The sequence below is a fragment of the Pseudomonas sp. PvP089 genome (genome assembly GCF_017875165.1).
In the GTDB taxonomy this organism is placed as follows: domain Bacteria; phylum Pseudomonadota; class Gammaproteobacteria; order Pseudomonadales; family Pseudomonadaceae; genus Aquipseudomonas; species Aquipseudomonas fortuita.
The window spans coordinates 1,585,736-1,600,823 of the sequence record NZ_JAGGME010000001.1 but is presented as its reverse complement, the minus strand read 5'-3'; the positions used below and the strand labels follow the sequence as shown (position 1 = coordinate 1,600,823).

Below are 15,088 nucleotides of genomic sequence, written 5' to 3'. Positions count from 1 at the left end.
AGCCCGCATGAGCGGGCTGTCAGTGCTTGTGATTTGCCGTGTTGCCGGCGGTGTCGATGATCATCCCACCGCCATTGATATCGCCCGTTACGCGTAACGCGCCCTTGATCAGCACCTCACCTTCCAAGGTGATCGACGGCGCCTTGATGGTGGCGGCCTGCGCCTCGGCCGTCATCGTCGTGGTCTTGGCGCTGATCGTGTCGTCGGTGATCACCGCCTTGCTGCCGCCGACCTCGATGCTGACCGTGCCCGTGGGCAGCTTGATGGTGTAGCTATTAGCCTCCCAGTCGTAGACCAGCGAGCCGCCATCATCGAAACGCCACACCTCGACATGGTCGCGGTTGTCAGGCTGCGGGCCCGCATTGCCATACAGCCCCGGCACAAATGTGCCCTGGGCAGGGTCACCGCTCGGGCTGATAAGCGCGCCCTGCTCGCCCAGGCTTGGCGACCGCCAATGGCGGGCCTTGCCGGCTGCCAGGGCATGCCACTTCACCCATGCACTGACCCAGTCGCTGCCGTCCGTCATGCGCAGCCTCCCGGCCACCAAGTCCACGGCAACCACATACCCCTTGATTACCTGGTCGGAAATCATCCGGTCATGCTGCGCAGTCGGGTAGCTCATTCCATGGCCTCCGGATGGTGGTAGTGCTGCTCCTTCCCCTCCCCGCTGTCAGGGTCGACGGCGAACAGCACCGGGCCGGGCTCTCGGGGCCACGGCCACTCCTCCTCGCCCAGGTAGATGATCTGAGTCCACTCGACCACCCAGACCGCAAAGCCGTCCAGCTCTGGCCTGCTCCAATCGCGCTCGGCCCGTACAAACTCAGCGAACCTCACCGGCAAGCCCCACGACTGCATGCGGAGCAGCACAGTCAACTGAGCAGCCACAAATGCAGCAATGTGCAAGCAGTTGTCTTCCTCCCCCGGTACAAGCACGCGCGCTTCAAAACGCGCATCGACCGCAGTCTGCCCCGTCCCGGGGTCCTCTTCGGCACTTTCGAATCCTGCCAGTTCGAGCACCACTGCAGGCGGTGGAACGACCTCGATGCCGCTCGGCATGGTCCCGACATACTGCAAGCCTGGAATGGCTTCCCTGATGTGCTGTTCAATGGCCGCGTACACCTGGCCTAGTGGAATGAAATCCTCATCCATTGCCTGACCTCCGAAGGTACTTCTGTAATTCAAAGTTCAGCTCTTGCTCCATGACGACTACCAGGCGCTCGTGCGCGCGATTGGTCCAAGCCTCGAAGTGAGGCCGGACGTCCTCCAGGGAGATCTTCGCCTTGGCCAACGGGAAGCGACTGTCGTTCTCCGAGATCCAACCAGAACGTCGTCCACCGCCCCCTGATACCTCGCTATCCGGGTAGCTGTCCGCGTCGAAGTGCTTGCTTGCAGTACGGATCCAGATATCCGGATTGCCGCCGTACACGGTCTTGAAGAACGCGCCCTGGTACTTGCGGCCCGCTACAGAAACACCAGTCCGGCTCTGTCGGGGCCTACCCGCTCGACTGGCTTCGATGGGGTTGATGCCGAACCAGAGTTTGCCCTGACCGCTCCCGGACACCGGGAACGCCCTTAGCCGCTGCCTCACCGCCGCGATAGCGATCCGCTCCTGGCGGCCTACCTCCCGGGCGACGTGCGTTCGAAGCCAGCGCAACGTCTTGTTGATTGCCCGTCGTTGCGCGGCATGGGCCGCTTTGGGGACCCGTCTGGTGAAATCCTGAAAGCCCTTGAGCGCCTGCGGGTCCAGTTGCAACGAGATCAACCCGCTGCTGGCTGACTGCTTGTGATAGCTACCAACACTCATACCGCCTTCCTCAAGATCAGCGTTACAAGACCATCGCCACCAGGCTCGCTGCCGGCGATGGTGTAGGTTCCGCCACCGTCCTCTGGCGGCAGATCGATCACAACCCGTTGCTTCACCTCGACACCGGCGTTATCGCCAACCCTGATGACCAGATGCGGCTCACGGAGAGCGGTTCTGATTTGGCCGAGCTTGGGCTGCAGCCAGGGCGCCGAGAACATCCCGAGAACTGGGCGGCCGTCGATCTGCGCCAAGTCGCCTAAGACGTCGAACACCACGTCGTCCACGTCGTTGATCAGGTCTCGGAAGGCCATGATCAGAGCGTCAGGCGCAGGACAGCACGGGGGCGGGTGCAGATGTGCAGCGGGTTGGACTGCGCCTCGCCGTCAATGCCCTTCCCGAAAGGCATTTCCTCGATCTTGCTGTAGTACGGTAGGCCCTCGGTATTGACTGTCTCGATGTAGTCCGCAGGGGCGTAGATCGACAGGAACAAATCCGAGACACCTTCTGGGACCAGGCGGGCTTCGTCATCGGAAACGTAGGCCTTGCCACCGACCTTGCCGCGATAGCGCTCCCAACTGATGCCGCCGAACTCGAAGCCCTCTCGCCCATCACCCCGCAGAGCGGCGGCCTGCTGGCTGCCTTTGTAGGTCTCGACCACCGACGGATGAGAGATCAACTTTTTCCAAAAGGTCTTGCCACAGAACGCACGCGCGCCGGTGGTGGTGACATTGCCGAGCGCGTCTTCCTGCATATCCAGCGCGTCTACACACTGAGCCTGGATGTTGGCGTTCGGGTCGTTGAGGCCCATCGACAGCGTCTGCCGGGACACACCGAAGGTTTTGTAGATGTCCAGCAGCACCGACGAGCCGTCTGCGTCTAGCACCTGGCCATTGACTGCGCCCATGCGGTGATATTCGTGGGTGGCGTCCAGCTGGCTCCGGGCCTTGCCCAGGCGCTTGTTCACAACCGCCTGAACGGCCTGCAGCTCGGTGGTAGAGCCGAACGCACGAATGCCCTGGATCTCGTCAGCCTTGATCGAGAACCGTTGCGGCAGGTGAATGGTGTTGAAGGGAATGAGCTTGCGCTTGCTGCCACCGACCACCAAACCGGAGGTTCCGCGCTCACCCGCTGGCACGAGGGCGAGCGTATCGCCATCCTTTTCGATCTGAACGGTCAGGGTCGGGACGCCCTCCTCGCGGAAAAGCCCAAGAGCCGCCAGGCGGCCCGGCACGTACTCCTGCTCGTTGATGGCCGCAGTCAGGGCTGCTACGCCGAAGGCATCATCTTGAAAAATGGCAATCTCAGCCATGGGGAACTCCAGAAAGTAAGAACCCCGCTCAAGGCGGGGTTGGAAAAAAGGGGTCAGGTCAACGCAGGATGATGAAGTGCGCCGCCAAGGACTTTTCCGCATCGCCGTCGAGGCCCGTCAACAGCGCCTCGGTGACCTCGGCCAGTCGCACCACAGCGCGCCCACGTCGCGAGACGTCCGATTCGCCGAGCGGTGCGAAGAGGATGCAGACTGCGTTCTCGCTGCCGTCTTCAGCTTCGGGGTTGTAGGGAGCGAACTCACCACTTGCGGTGACCAGGCCGAGCAACTGGCCAGCAACCATGGCCGGGCCAGCGACGATGTTGATGGCTTCGCGGGAGATTTTCCCGGCACCTTCAGAAAGCAGAAATTCACCGGCGTGGACCGGTTCCTGGTGGATGGTGCTCATGGTCGTGCTCCTTTGTTGGCGGCCTGCCGGCGGGCAGCCCAGATGTTGGATGGATTGGGGAGTTGCGCCTTGACCTTCTCTTGATCGTCGTCAGCCGGCGGCAGGGCGTTGTTGATCTCGAAGCCCTTACCGGAGCTGACAATCTTCTCGAACAGTCGCGCCCGCACCGCGTCAGCATCCAGGCCGGCAGCGACGTACTCTTTGGTCAGCTCAGGCAACCGCGCCGCGACACACAGATCGTGTACGCCTTTAGCCTGCTTAAGCGCTGCCTGCACCGTGGCCGCATCAGTTAGCTTGGTCGACGCAATCAGCGTCTCAGCCAGGTTGCCGATACCCGCCTTGGAACAGCCCTGAGTGATCATCAGCGCCAGCGCCGTGGAGTCGGCGATGTTAGGCTTGGTCGGCGCAGGCGGCTTTGCCGGGTCGGCTGCCGGCGGCTTGTTGGCCAACTGATCGAGCAACGTCTGCGGGGTTTTCTGGTACCGGGCCATGGCCGCGCCATTCCCCAGGCATGCCCGCACCTGCACGCCACTGCCAATTTCATCAACCAGCCCAAGCGCAAGCGCCTCCTCGGCGGTGAGCCAGCTCTCGGCGTTGACCAGGCGGCGCAGTTCGGCTTCATCGATGTCAGGCGACTTGGCCTTGTAAGCCGCGATGATCACCTCGAAAGCCTGGTCGAGCACATCGGCCACCCGGCGCAGCTCTTCGGCGTCACCTTCGATCCAGGTGTAGGGGTTGTGAATCATCAGGATCGCGTTCGACGCCATCACCACTCGGTGAGCGCCGCAAACCGCAACGCTACCCGCGCTCGCCGCCAAGGCATCGATCCGAGCGGTGCAGCGCTCGCCCAGGCGGCTCAGCGCGTTATGGATGGCCACACCCTCGAACAGGTCGCCGCCGTTGGTGTTGAAGGCCACCTGTACCGGCGAGACACCGTCATCGATCGCCTTAAGGTCGCGAATGAACTGGTTGGCGGTGATACCCCAGCCACCGATCTCGCCATAAATGTAGATCTCAATCGGGGTTGGCTCTGCGCCAGCAGCACCTTCTGCCTCGGTCGCAGCGCTGATGCGGTACCAGTGCTGCTCGTTTTCGGGCTGCGGCGTTGGCGCCTTGTTGAAAATACGGAGGGGCTTCAGGGGGTTCATGCTTTCTCCTTCTCGTCGGGATCGTCATCGACCGCCGACAAAGTGCTGTACTTGATACCCAGGCCCTGCGCCCGGGCGAGATCGGCGGCGTTTTCTTCGTCCACCACCTCGGCATCAGTACCGTTGCGCAAACAAGTCTCGCTGCGCGTGGTGAACCCGGCAGCGATTTCCATCTGCCGGGATTGGACGTCTTGAACGGGGTGGATGTAGGCCCAGCCTTGCGGGACCCAGCGGGTGCGCTGGTATTCGCGGCGCCGCTGCGAGTAATCCGGCAGGTCGAGTGCCCCAGCCAGCACCGCCATATCCAACCAGGCTTGCCGAACCGGGCGGCATAACTGGTGGACGTAGACTTGGAACTGCAGCTGCTCCAGCCGGCGCCGGAACTCGGTCAGCACCACGCGGATCGCGCGGTCGTTCACGCCCTGCATGTCGCCGGTCATCAACTCGTAAGGCAAGCCGGTGCCGGCAGCAGCAGCCATCAGCTGCTGCCGCATGAAGTCGCGGTAGTTGTTGCCGGCGTCCGGTGGGTCGGAGAACTCGATCTCCTCGCCGGCCCCCAGCTCCTGCACGGTGCCGGGTTCCAGCCCCACCATGGGGGTAAAACCATCCCGGTCGAGGTCGACTGGCGCACCGGTGAGGGGATCAAGCTGTGGCCGACCGTCCGGCGCAGGCTTGCGCACGAAGCCTGCGAACAGGTTGGCCACCTCCTGCCGGAACAGCACCGCATCGTCGAAGTTGTCCAGGCTGCGCAAGCGCTTCAGGACCGGCGCCAAGCGCGGCACACCGCGCAATTGCCCCGGTTCCAACGGCTCGAAGATGTGCAGCATCTGCTCGGCCGGAACCCGTACCAACTGGTTGTAACCAACATTCAGTGAGGACTTGTCGCTGGGGTGGACGCGGTAACACCAGTACGCCACCCGCCGGCCCATGCCGTTGAATTCGATCCCGGCGCGGATGACGTTACCAAAACGGGTCATCTCGAACTTATCGTGAGGGACGAACTCCGGCGCCAGGCACTGCAGTTGCAGTGGCACCGCATAGCCATCCTCCAGCCGGCGCGGGCGCAGACGGATGAAGCATTCGCCTGACTGCTCCACAGTGCGCGCCACCAAGGCCTGGAGACCGTAGAAGTCGGTGAGCTGATCGGCGTCAGCCTCATCGACCCAATCCTCCCACAGCACCTGCATCGTCCTGCGCACCTCTTTATCCGCCAACTGCGGATGCGGTGTGATGCCGGTGCCGATCAGGTTGCTGACCCGCTTGTCGATGACGTTGGCGGCGTATGGGTCATTGCGGACCGCGCTGCGGGAGCGGGAACGCAGGTTGCGCAAAGCCGGCATGATCAAGCTGTTCACGCCGGTGTCCGGCGCATCCCACCCCGATGAGCGCCGTCCCTCGGCGGCGCCTTCGTAGCTGGCCTTGATCCGCTCGGGCACCAAGATGCCCGAACGGCCGAGGGACATATAACGTCCGCTCACAGTCCCTTGCCCCCATGGTAGAGGCGAGTCACGCGCGAGCGCGGCCCGGCGGCCCTCACCAGTTCAGACTGGATCAGGTCGCGGGCCTTGATCAACTCATCGACCGTTCGATATTCGACGGTACGATCCGAGTACCGAACGATCTTTTCACCACGCGCGATCGCACGCTCGACGGTGGCGAGGTCTGCCTTCGTGTAAGCCATGTCAGCGTCTCTTCAGGTAGCCGCTGCTGGAGCTGCGGCGTTGCATGGATTGGGGCGCGGCACGTGGGGCCGGCTGTGGGGGTGGCTCGCTTCGCCTGAACGGCGCCGGTGCAGTCGGTGGCGGCGGATCATCTTCACCCTGGTCACCTGCCACCGGCTCGCGGGCCTTAGGCCGGGCTGGCTGCTGCTCGCCTTGATCGAACAGGCTGGCCTGCGCGAGCGCCTGCCGCAGCTTGTCCCAGTCTTGTTCGCCGTACCGGTGCAGGCCGAGGAAGTTGGCCATGGCCAGGTTGTACACCATGAGGTCCAGCGCCTCGTTGCGCTCGGCCTTGCTCTTGACCCACTCGATCCGCTTATAGCCCTTCACGTAGCGGGCGATCTTGCGTTCGGCCACGCACTGCTGGAAGAACTCGTCCGGCAGGTCCTTCGCGAAGTGCAGCGCACCAGGGCCTTTCTCGAAGCTGTAGCGGTTATAGATCCAGTCCTTGGCCGTGTCGGTACCAACGATCCACAACTCAGCACCGTTTCGTTCGGTCTGGCCTTTCCAAGTGACGTCCACCTGCGACGGCCGCTGGGCGATAACAGGCCGACCCGGCTTACTCGCCCCCTTGAGCGCAAACACGTTGCGCCAACGGCGTACGCGGGTGAACTGGTAGACCTCGTGGGTGTGGTGGCCGCCGGAGTCGATGCCAGTGGCCAAGATCGCCAGGCTTACCCCACAAGGGTGGCGGTAGCGAATCTTGAGGCGGTCATCGAGCAGCGCCCAGGTACGCTCGTCGGCCGGGTCACCGGGGATCACCTGGTGATCGACCACCCAGCGTTCCATGCCAGCGCCCCAGGCCATGACCATCAGCTCCAGGCGGTTGGCCTGAACGTCGACGGAGGCCGTCAACGCAAGCGCTCCCACTGGCAATGTGCCGAGCACGTAGTCTTCTTGCAACGCGCGGGCCTGCAGTACTTCGGCCTTGGTCTGCTCGATCGCACTGTCCCAGACCTCAGCCAGGCGGGTGTTGTAGAACACCTGCATGGGCTCCAGATCGCCGCGGTCCTGGGCGCGCTTGGCTTCCTCGAACTCGCGGGCCAACATCGTCCACGAGTGCCAGCCCAGCGGGGCATACAGCGCGTTGAGCTGGAAGCTCACCGTCTCGCCGTCCCCTTTCGCATGCGCGCGCCACTCGCCTTTTGCCAGCATCTCGCTCTTGTGGTGCTCCTCGATCAGCACATCACAATCCAACCCTGCGCACTGGTAGTGAACGGTGCTAAAGTCAGGCGAGTACAGCAGGCGGTCCCAGCTCAGCACCTGCATGTGCCCACAGGTCGGGCACGGCACGTAGAAGTGGCGCTGATCGCCCATCATGAAGAGGTCGTCGATCCGCGACGCCCCCTTGATGAGCGGTGAGCTGGAGAAATAGAACTTGGCATTGCGGCCGAAGGTACTGCCCCTGGCCTCGGCCAGCTTGATGGGGTCGCCCTCTTGGTCAACGTCGACATCCCAACGATCAACCTCATCGCCGTAGATGTACCGCGCCGACAGCTCGGACAGGTTGGCAGCCGAGCCAGCCGTAGTGGCGAACAACGTGCCACCCTCGAACTCCTTGGTGTCCATGGTGTTGCGGGCATCTCTGGAGCGGTTAGCCGCCACACGCGCCTTGAGTTCGGGCGTAGCATCGATCGTCTTACCGATCCGCGAGGACACCCGCTTGGCTAGTCCCAGGCTGGGCAGTAGCGTCAAGATGTTTGACGGTGCCATGTGGATCAGCGCCCCGATCCAGTTCAGGGCAATCTGCGTTTTCATCAGCTGCGATGCGACCTTGGTCACCACCCGCTTGCACGGGTGGGCTGGAGACAGGCAGCGCATGGGTTCGCGGGCGTACGGTGTACGCGCGGTGCGGTACTTGCCAGGCTCTGCGGCGCCAGTATCACGCGGGATCCGCATGTACTCGTCCGACCACTCGTCGACCCACAGATCGGGGTCAGGCTTCAGCCCTCTGCAATACGCTTCGCGGTACACCTCGGCACCGTCAGCGTATCCGGTGGGCATAGGCTCAGCTCTGTGTAATGGCTTGCGAAAGGTCGGCGCTGTTCATCTTGCCGACCTCGGTGAAGACGCGGCGGAAGGCGTCAATGAGGTGTTTCTCGATGTCCCACGGATCACTCATCGCAACTAGCTCGGCGGCCAGCTGTGGCGCAAGGCCGAGAAACTGATCGCGAAGCATACGACCCGCAGAGTACGCGGCATCTTCTACAGCCTGCCGCTCGACTAGGTTGCCCTGGACCTTGTTGAACTCTGCCTCAGCCAGTTGGGCAAGGTAGTACTCGCGGTGCGCCTTCGCCTTCTGGAAGTTGTGAGCCCCAACGGACGGCGAATCTGGCTGAAGCGTCGTAAATGAGCCGGGGCCGGGCTGGAGCTGGCTTCGAACATCCCGCTCGACACGGTGCTCCTCGTGCCGAGCGGCGACAGCCGCCTTGCTCGGATCGGCAGATTCGGCCAGCAGCAGTTCTGTGGCTTCTACATCGACCTTACCGTCGGCGGTTAACACCAGGCGATCCTGCTTGGCCAGTTTTGAAACGTAGGATTTCGACCATCCGTGCCGGGCGGCGAACTCCGATTTTGTCAGGTGGGTCATGTCGAAATGTCCAGTTCACCCAATGAATTCAGGGGGTTAACCAGTTCACCGCAGTTCACTAAGCTGGTGAACCTTCCGCTAACAAAGAACCGCGGGTTTCCTGCCCCGTACTCCGGCCATATCGCCAGGGTCCCCCGCCAGACCTGAGCTGCTGACGGGGTCATGGCCCTAGCTCGTCCTGCCAACAAGACATCCGATCCTTGGTTCATAGACACGGAAACTCCTCACGCATGAAGTCAAAGTGCTAGCATCGCCTGGTCCTTCCTAGCAGAAGGCATGCCGAGGAAGGACTACCTCAACAATCAAAAGGATGAATGATGGCTAGATACAAATTCGCTCACGTACGCGAGCAAGGACAGGACATGATCATTGTTCCTGTGGACTCTTCATTCGGAAGCCGATCCAGCTCCGATCAGCAAGAGTTCGTTGCGGCCTTCGAAGCGGCTGTTAATGCAGCCGGCCTGGCAGGTCATGCAGTTGCAATCTGGAAGAGCGGAAACCGCGTTGGATTCGTCGCTCCGCCTAAGTGGCATCCCTTATTCAAGTCCCCTGGGATCTGGAACATGGTTGCCGCGAACATCAACCGAGAAATCACGCTTTAACAGAGCGTCGATATCTTTGGAGCTGGCAACCATTGCCTGATCGTCCTCGTTAACTTGCTTAGCTTCTGCTCTCGCCTGTTGTAGAGCAGACTCAAGTGCCGCGATGATCTTCGACAGAGTGCCATCTCGGCGGTGGGACAGGCTCGTCACACCGCCGTTTTGTGTTCTCACCCACAACAATTGTTGCTCCTCGCCAATAACACGTACCTGCATATCTAAATCTCCTCTCACTGAGCAGAGTCACTGCTTGCAGGTGTCACCTGCCCGAGGCCCAGCCGCTTGGCAGCCCATCGCATGTACAGGTTGATCGCGACATCGGCTCCAGCCATTGCAGCCAAGCAACCGACCGCTGCGGCCGCCCATACCGAAACGCCGAGGGCGTACAGCAGCATGTTGGTCGAAAGCCCGCAGGTCACACAGGCACCAGAGCGCAACGCCAGCCGGCGAATCAGCCCCCAACCGCGAGCGCCCGCCATGTCGGCCCGCCACATCTCTCCCGAAACACCGCCGACCAGGGACAGCACGATCACCATCCAGATCGGCAGTTCGGCTAACGTTTGTTGCTCGCTGTTCATGTAAGCCTCATTGGCAAAGCACGGCGCCGGAAAAAGAAAACCCCGCCGGGTGGCAGGGTTCTCGGTGCACCGACAGATCGGAGCGGGTTGCACAGCACAGTGCTTGTGGGGAAGCGCCTAAGCGCACTTTTGATATCGTGGGGACTTTTTACAGGTCACCGGAAAAACCGAAAAGGGCCTATTTTCGGTTCGTCGCAATGTGGTGGCTATGGAGCGTCGATGTTGCTCACATGTCGCATAGTCACCCGACGAACGGTTTGCTCACGTACCCGTCCAGCCCTTGCTGCCAAGATGGCAAAGACCTGCAAGTGCAGGGCCTTGATCCAGTTCCGGTAGGTTCGGTCGGCGTCCTCAGCCAGCCCAACCTCGCGCATCTGCTCCCGCACCGTTGCCCCATGTAGATAGCGAAGGTGTGCCAGCTTGGCCAGGGTTGCCCCTCGTCCATCACGCCGCTCCAGCTGGACTACCGCTGCGTCGACTTCTGCTGCCGCGTGATCAAGACCAGCACCACCGACCAAGATGCGCGACCCTGACGATCCACCACGCGGTGCAGCGCCCTTCCATTCCATGATGCTGCCCATCTGGCTACCAAGGCTGGCTTCCAGCCCAAGCTGTGCTCGGCGCTCCCCCCAATGCTTCATCAGCTCTCCGATCAGGCGCAGGCGCTCGGCTTGATCGATGAGCTGCGCCATTTCGACCTGGTGAAGCATGAGCTGCACCTGGCTTTGTATGCGCAGTTCCAGATCTTTCGTCATTGCCCGCCCTCCCCAAGCAGTACCCAACACAGATTTAGCCAACCCAACACAAACCCAACACACTCAAAACCCAATAAATTCAATGAATTAGATCTATCCGTGTTGAGTGTGTTGGGTGTGTTGGGTTTTTCAGGGTTCACATAGAGATTTCTTACCCCCTCGATAACGCTGTTAGAAAAAAATCGCGTGCGCGCGCGCGTGCGAAAACCCAACACACCCAACACACACTCCCGCGACGTCAAGAAATCAGGGGCTTTGAATTGTGTTGGCTTGCAGGAATCAACCCAACACCAACCCAACACACCCAACACACTTACCGGCGTAGTCATGCTGCAAGCCTCTTGATGTGGTCCCAACCGTCCACGCTCCATCCCGCTAGCTTCGCTCGAGCACGCCACTCGACGACGTTCTTGCCCAGCTCGGCCGACTTCATGGATGGGGGCAGGGAAGGATCACCGTCACTGGGAAAGAAGAACGCCGCGAAACGCCGCGCACTGCCATCCGTCCAGGGGATAGCGCGTGTCTTCTCCACCTTCGCACTGAGCATCAGCGAGAACTTGGTGTGGCTCATTGCGTTCTCTTTGTTGTGAGAGCACCACTCAAGGAACATGGCGTACACATCCGAAGTCAGGCAGCAGCCCCATAGGCCGTGCCCGAGCTCGCCCGCTCGCCAGAGATAGAAGAAGGTTTGCCAGGCAGTGCGACTCAGCTCAACCAAGCGCTGACGGGCCTCTGTTTTGGGCGGGCGTGTGCGCTGGTTAAAGTCACCCAGGTCCACGTCCAACAGCCAGCCGTACAGGGCCGCTACCCCGCCGTTGGCCAGCTCTCTCGCAATCGCCTTCTGCCGCTCGGCAGGCAAGGTCTCCAGCGGCCACATCACCAGCATTCGGCGATCATCTTCGCTGATCGGCCACGGCATGATCTCGTTACTCAGAAACGCCGAGTTCATGTGGTTGGCCTCCTCCCAACCGTTGATGAACTTCGACTCCATTCGGACCGTCTTGCCGGTGATCATGTGCTTGATCTTGCCGACCTGGTTGTATCGTTGGTCGCGGCTAACGACTTCTTCGAAGACGGCCCACAGCTTGCCGCTCTGCCAGGCGTTGAAGTTACCTTCCAGCTGCGTCTGCCCAACCGTGGCGCCGTAACGCCCGTAGAGCTCCCCCATGATGTCCGCGAACAGCAGGCTCTTGCCCGATCCCTCCATGGTGGAATGGAACAGGATCGCGGTATCCATCTTCGCCCCCATGTTCTGCAGCGGATAGGCGAGCCAGTTCACCAGCCACTCCAGCGCCTCAGGGTCATGGTTGCAGAGGAACGAGATCAGCCAGCGCAAGTTCTCACAGGCGGCGTCATCCCGCACCGGCTGATGGGGTAAGCCCTCGAAGGTGTTGATGTAGATGGCTGGGTCCTTGGTCATCGTCGGGTCGAACACGATATGGTCGACATCAACCACTCGACGATTCGGACTGTTCAGCCAGAGTTGATAAGCATCGCCCAGCGCCATCTTGACGCTCCCCTCAGGTAGACGACGCTTCTTCTCCCGGTCCCAAGCCTCTTTGGTGCCGTCGATGTAGATATAGCGATCCAGCGGGTCAAGATTCAGCGCCCCGCCCTTCTTGCTCGACATCTTGCGACCCTGTTCGAGTTCCTTGACCTGCTCGGCGGAGACCAACTTCTTGTCAGTCCTCTCCATCCATTGCTTCGCAAGGGGCTTGCCGACCAGCGCCTCAAAGCCTGTTCGCTTCATCGACTGCCCTTTGTCCATGTCCCACACGTTCGTGGTGCCTTCAACCAGGGCGAATCGGCGCATAGCACTCTTCAGTACGAGGCCCTCTCCCCCTGCCCCCCCATCGGCCGAGGAGCCGGCCGAGCTGGCAACGGTCGGAACGCTGGTGTCAGGCTGGACAGCTGCATCAACAGCGGTTTCGTCGTGCCCGGCCTGCTCGACCATCGATGGGGCAAGGGGAAGTTCGCCCAGCGGCGGCGGCGCTGGCGGGCGTGACTTGGCGTCGATGCCGAGAATCTGCGCAGCCGCCCTGGTCGCTGCACGCTGGTCACCGCTGTGCACCAAGATGCAGAAGACGTCGAATGCATCGTTTTTGTGCCCGTTGGCCAGCGGGTCCGAGGTGTGGTGCGAGTAGAGTTTGTCATCCGTGATGCTCACGCCCGGCAGCCCCGAGCTACTTTGCGGGCACAACCACTTCCCGCCCACACGCTTATAGCCATGCGCCTCAATGATCGTGGCGATGTCATGGCGGCGGTTGAACTCAGGGATCACCTCTGGCAGTGAGTCGCCCGATCGGGCGACTACGGGCCTCGGCATGATGGCTGGTCGAGCCGACGTGACCTGCTTAGGTCGCCACGGGCAAAGCGCCTCTCCTGTCGGCTTGAAATCTTCCCACCCCTGCCAGATAGCCAGCAGCTCAGGCGGCAGCTCAGGGAGACCCTTTGCATCTGGTGCACTACGCCACGTGTACGGCTTACCGGTACCAGGGTGGATGGATGGCGGCAACACGTCCTGCACCAGGCCGGCGCGCAACTCGAACACTGTGAGCTTCTTGAACGGTTCAGCCGCCAAGCGGAAAGCGGCCTCACGGGCCGCGTCCTTCTGTTCAATAGCGGCCCTTACTTGAACCATGAGCCCCTTATGGATAGTGCCATCGGGGTCATTTTGATTTGGCCACACCAATGCGTGTTTCTTCAGTTCCACGCCGTCGGGGACGCGAAACATGATGCGGAAGCGCGCGGGATTGCCCACCGAGGTCGGGTAGGCAGCAGCGAGCGCATCGACGTCGAGGCCATGCGTCTGCTGCAAAACCAACCGCGTAAACTCGACATCATCAACATCCAGCGAGCAGACGTTACTTGGCCCAAGCACAACACCAAGGTTGTGGCTCGGGTTAGCCTTCCAGAACTGATCGGCACTCGCGGTATCAGTGAAGTAGCCACCAGGCCTGTTCCAGCCGTCCCCCGTCGGCCCCTTTTTGCCCGGCTCGATGGGGACCAGGGCAAGACCGAAGGTTTCAATGTAACGCCGCGCCCAATCAGCTGTGGTAGGAGTTGGGCGCTCGCTCATCTGCGGCGCTCCCGCAACTCTTGGCAACTGATGCAAGTTTCGCAGCCCTGTACCAGTTGCTGCCGCTTCAGAGGGATAGCTTCACCACAGTCATCACAGAACTGGGCGCTTGGCTTAACAGGGCGGTTCGCATGCCGCCGAAGTGCAGCCTGCAGCAAGTACTCGGCCTGTTCGCTGGCCATGTCCAACGGATCGGGAATGTTAGCCATTGCAACGATCCTCCATCGCCTGGCGCGCACCGGCCATGATGGAAAGCACCTGGCGGATAACATCCATCCCCCGTTGCTCCAGGTCCAGAACCTCTGCCGGAGTCCAGACATTGTCGGAGGCCCCATCGTGCAGACTACCTACGAACTCACCCGACTCCTCAAGGAGCTTGGCGACCCCCTTCAGTGCATCATTCGTTGCCGGTACCGGCTCAGGGCGATACCACACAGCTCCTGCCGGACGGACCAAGGCGTCAAGCAGACGCGGATCCGCGGTCCACTGCACGATCTCTTCCAGCTCATCAGGGGTTGGCCAGCGGCGCTCTTCGTTGTGGTGAAGCTTCTTCTGTAGGGTATCCACCTCAAGCCCCATGTCGAAGGCCAGCTTGGTGATACCACCGCGATAATCACGACCTGCGCGATAAAGCGCCTGCCGCAAGGTGAGGACCGGGCCAGTGCCCGGCAATAGATCGATGCGACTCATAACCGTAAAACCTCGATTTACGGTGTAGTCACAGGAACAGGTAAGACCTATCCTACAACCACGACCGATGTGCTGTGCTGTGCGTCGTCGTCGCTGGACTGGGGAGGTGAGAGGCCCCGGTCCAGCACCTTAATTTCTGGCTTTTCTCAAGTAGGCCCAATCGATATCGGGCCGCATCACTTCACAACGGATCACTCCGTTCGTTTCCCGGTCCAGGCTTACAGCCAAGCCGGCGCTCGCACGACGATTCCCATAAGCCACTTGTTTCAGCTGGCCTGCAGACGTCCCGCAGCGGCGTGCAAAGGCCGCAAGCCCTTCCTTGTCCATCGTTTTCAAGTAGTCGCTAAGCGTCATACACACCTCCATTGGCGGCGAGATTAGCAATTGCTAATCGGCAAAACAATAGCATCTT

General features: G+C 61.3%; 18 protein-coding genes. All 18 read right to left on the bottom strand.

What is annotated here, in order from left to right; translation table 11 throughout:
* Window positions 1–19: 19 nt before the first annotated feature.
* Window positions 20–622 carry a phage baseplate assembly protein V gene (locus J3A71_RS07365; protein WP_209952764.1) on the bottom strand — a complete coding sequence of 201 codons (603 nt, stop codon included), beginning with the start codon at window positions 620–622 and terminating at the stop codon, window positions 20–22.
* Window positions 619–1,149: a hypothetical protein gene (locus J3A71_RS07360; RefSeq protein WP_209952762.1), complete on the bottom strand. Its 531-nt coding sequence runs from the start codon at window positions 1,147–1,149 to the stop codon at window positions 619–621. The genes J3A71_RS07365 and J3A71_RS07360 overlap by 4 nt, the downstream gene beginning before the upstream one ends.
* Window positions 1,142–1,804, bottom strand: a complete 663-nt coding sequence (locus tag J3A71_RS07355; protein ID WP_209952760.1) for a hypothetical protein — start codon at window positions 1,802–1,804, stop codon at window positions 1,142–1,144. The genes J3A71_RS07360 and J3A71_RS07355 overlap by 8 nt, the downstream gene beginning before the upstream one ends.
* A complete protein-coding gene (locus J3A71_RS07350; protein WP_013971764.1) occupies window positions 1,801–2,115 on the bottom strand; it encodes a hypothetical protein in 315 nt (104 codons plus the stop codon). Before J3A71_RS07350 ends, J3A71_RS07355 begins: the two co-directional genes overlap by 4 nt.
* A gap of 2 nt (window positions 2,116–2,117) precedes the next feature.
* Window positions 2,118–3,113 carry a major capsid protein gene (locus tag J3A71_RS07345; protein ID WP_209952757.1) on the bottom strand — a complete coding sequence of 332 codons (996 nt, stop codon included), beginning with the start codon at window positions 3,111–3,113 and terminating at the stop codon, window positions 2,118–2,120.
* Window positions 3,114–3,171: 58 nt separating this feature from the next.
* Complete coding sequence (locus J3A71_RS07340; protein ID WP_013971762.1) at window positions 3,172–3,519, bottom strand: head decoration protein; 348 nt, start codon at window positions 3,517–3,519, stop codon at window positions 3,172–3,174.
* A complete protein-coding gene (locus tag J3A71_RS07335; RefSeq protein ID WP_209952755.1) occupies window positions 3,516–4,667 on the bottom strand; it encodes a head maturation protease, ClpP-related in 1,152 nt (383 codons plus the stop codon). Before J3A71_RS07335 ends, J3A71_RS07340 begins: the two co-directional genes overlap by 4 nt.
* On the bottom strand, window positions 4,664–6,145 hold the full coding sequence (locus J3A71_RS07330) for a phage portal protein (RefSeq protein WP_044046944.1): 1,482 nt from the start codon (window positions 6,143–6,145) through the stop codon (window positions 4,664–4,666). Before J3A71_RS07330 ends, J3A71_RS07335 begins: the two co-directional genes overlap by 4 nt.
* Window positions 6,142–6,348, bottom strand: a complete 207-nt coding sequence (locus tag J3A71_RS07325) for a hypothetical protein (RefSeq protein WP_013971759.1) — start codon at window positions 6,346–6,348, stop codon at window positions 6,142–6,144. Before J3A71_RS07325 ends, J3A71_RS07330 begins: the two co-directional genes overlap by 4 nt.
* Window position 6,349: 1 nt before the next feature.
* Window positions 6,350–8,389: a phage terminase large subunit family protein gene (locus tag J3A71_RS07320; protein ID WP_209952752.1), complete on the bottom strand. Its 2,040-nt coding sequence runs from the start codon at window positions 8,387–8,389 to the stop codon at window positions 6,350–6,352.
* Window positions 8,390–8,393: 4 nt separating this feature from the next.
* Window positions 8,394–8,975, bottom strand: a complete 582-nt coding sequence (locus J3A71_RS07315; protein ID WP_209952750.1) for a terminase small subunit — start codon at window positions 8,973–8,975, stop codon at window positions 8,394–8,396.
* A 536-nt stretch (window positions 8,976–9,511) separates the two neighbouring features.
* Entirely contained in the window at window positions 9,512–9,790 is a 279-nt protein-coding gene (locus tag J3A71_RS07310; RefSeq protein ID WP_209952747.1) for a hypothetical protein, read from the bottom strand.
* Window positions 9,791–9,804: 14 nt separating this feature from the next.
* Window positions 9,805–10,152, bottom strand: a complete 348-nt coding sequence (locus J3A71_RS07305) for a phage holin family protein (protein ID WP_024717528.1) — start codon at window positions 10,150–10,152, stop codon at window positions 9,805–9,807.
* A 206-nt stretch (window positions 10,153–10,358) separates the two neighbouring features.
* Window positions 10,359–10,907, bottom strand: a complete 549-nt coding sequence (locus tag J3A71_RS07300; protein WP_209952745.1) for a hypothetical protein — start codon at window positions 10,905–10,907, stop codon at window positions 10,359–10,361.
* Between the two features lie 325 nt (window positions 10,908–11,232).
* Window positions 11,233–13,986, bottom strand: coding sequence for a bifunctional DNA primase/polymerase (locus J3A71_RS07295; RefSeq protein ID WP_209952743.1), 2,754 nt, complete (start codon window positions 13,984–13,986; stop codon window positions 11,233–11,235).
* Entirely contained in the window at window positions 13,983–14,186 is a 204-nt protein-coding gene (locus J3A71_RS07290) for a TraR/DksA C4-type zinc finger protein (protein WP_061203592.1), read from the bottom strand. Before J3A71_RS07290 ends, J3A71_RS07295 begins: the two co-directional genes overlap by 4 nt.
* Before the next feature lies 1 nt (window position 14,187).
* A complete protein-coding gene (locus J3A71_RS07285; protein ID WP_209952740.1) occupies window positions 14,188–14,676 on the bottom strand; it encodes a phage regulatory CII family protein in 489 nt (162 codons plus the stop codon).
* Between the two features lie 129 nt (window positions 14,677–14,805).
* Window positions 14,806–15,030: a YdaS family helix-turn-helix protein gene (locus tag J3A71_RS07280; RefSeq protein ID WP_016485750.1), complete on the bottom strand. Its 225-nt coding sequence runs from the start codon at window positions 15,028–15,030 to the stop codon at window positions 14,806–14,808.
* Window positions 15,031–15,088 lie beyond the last annotated feature (58 nt).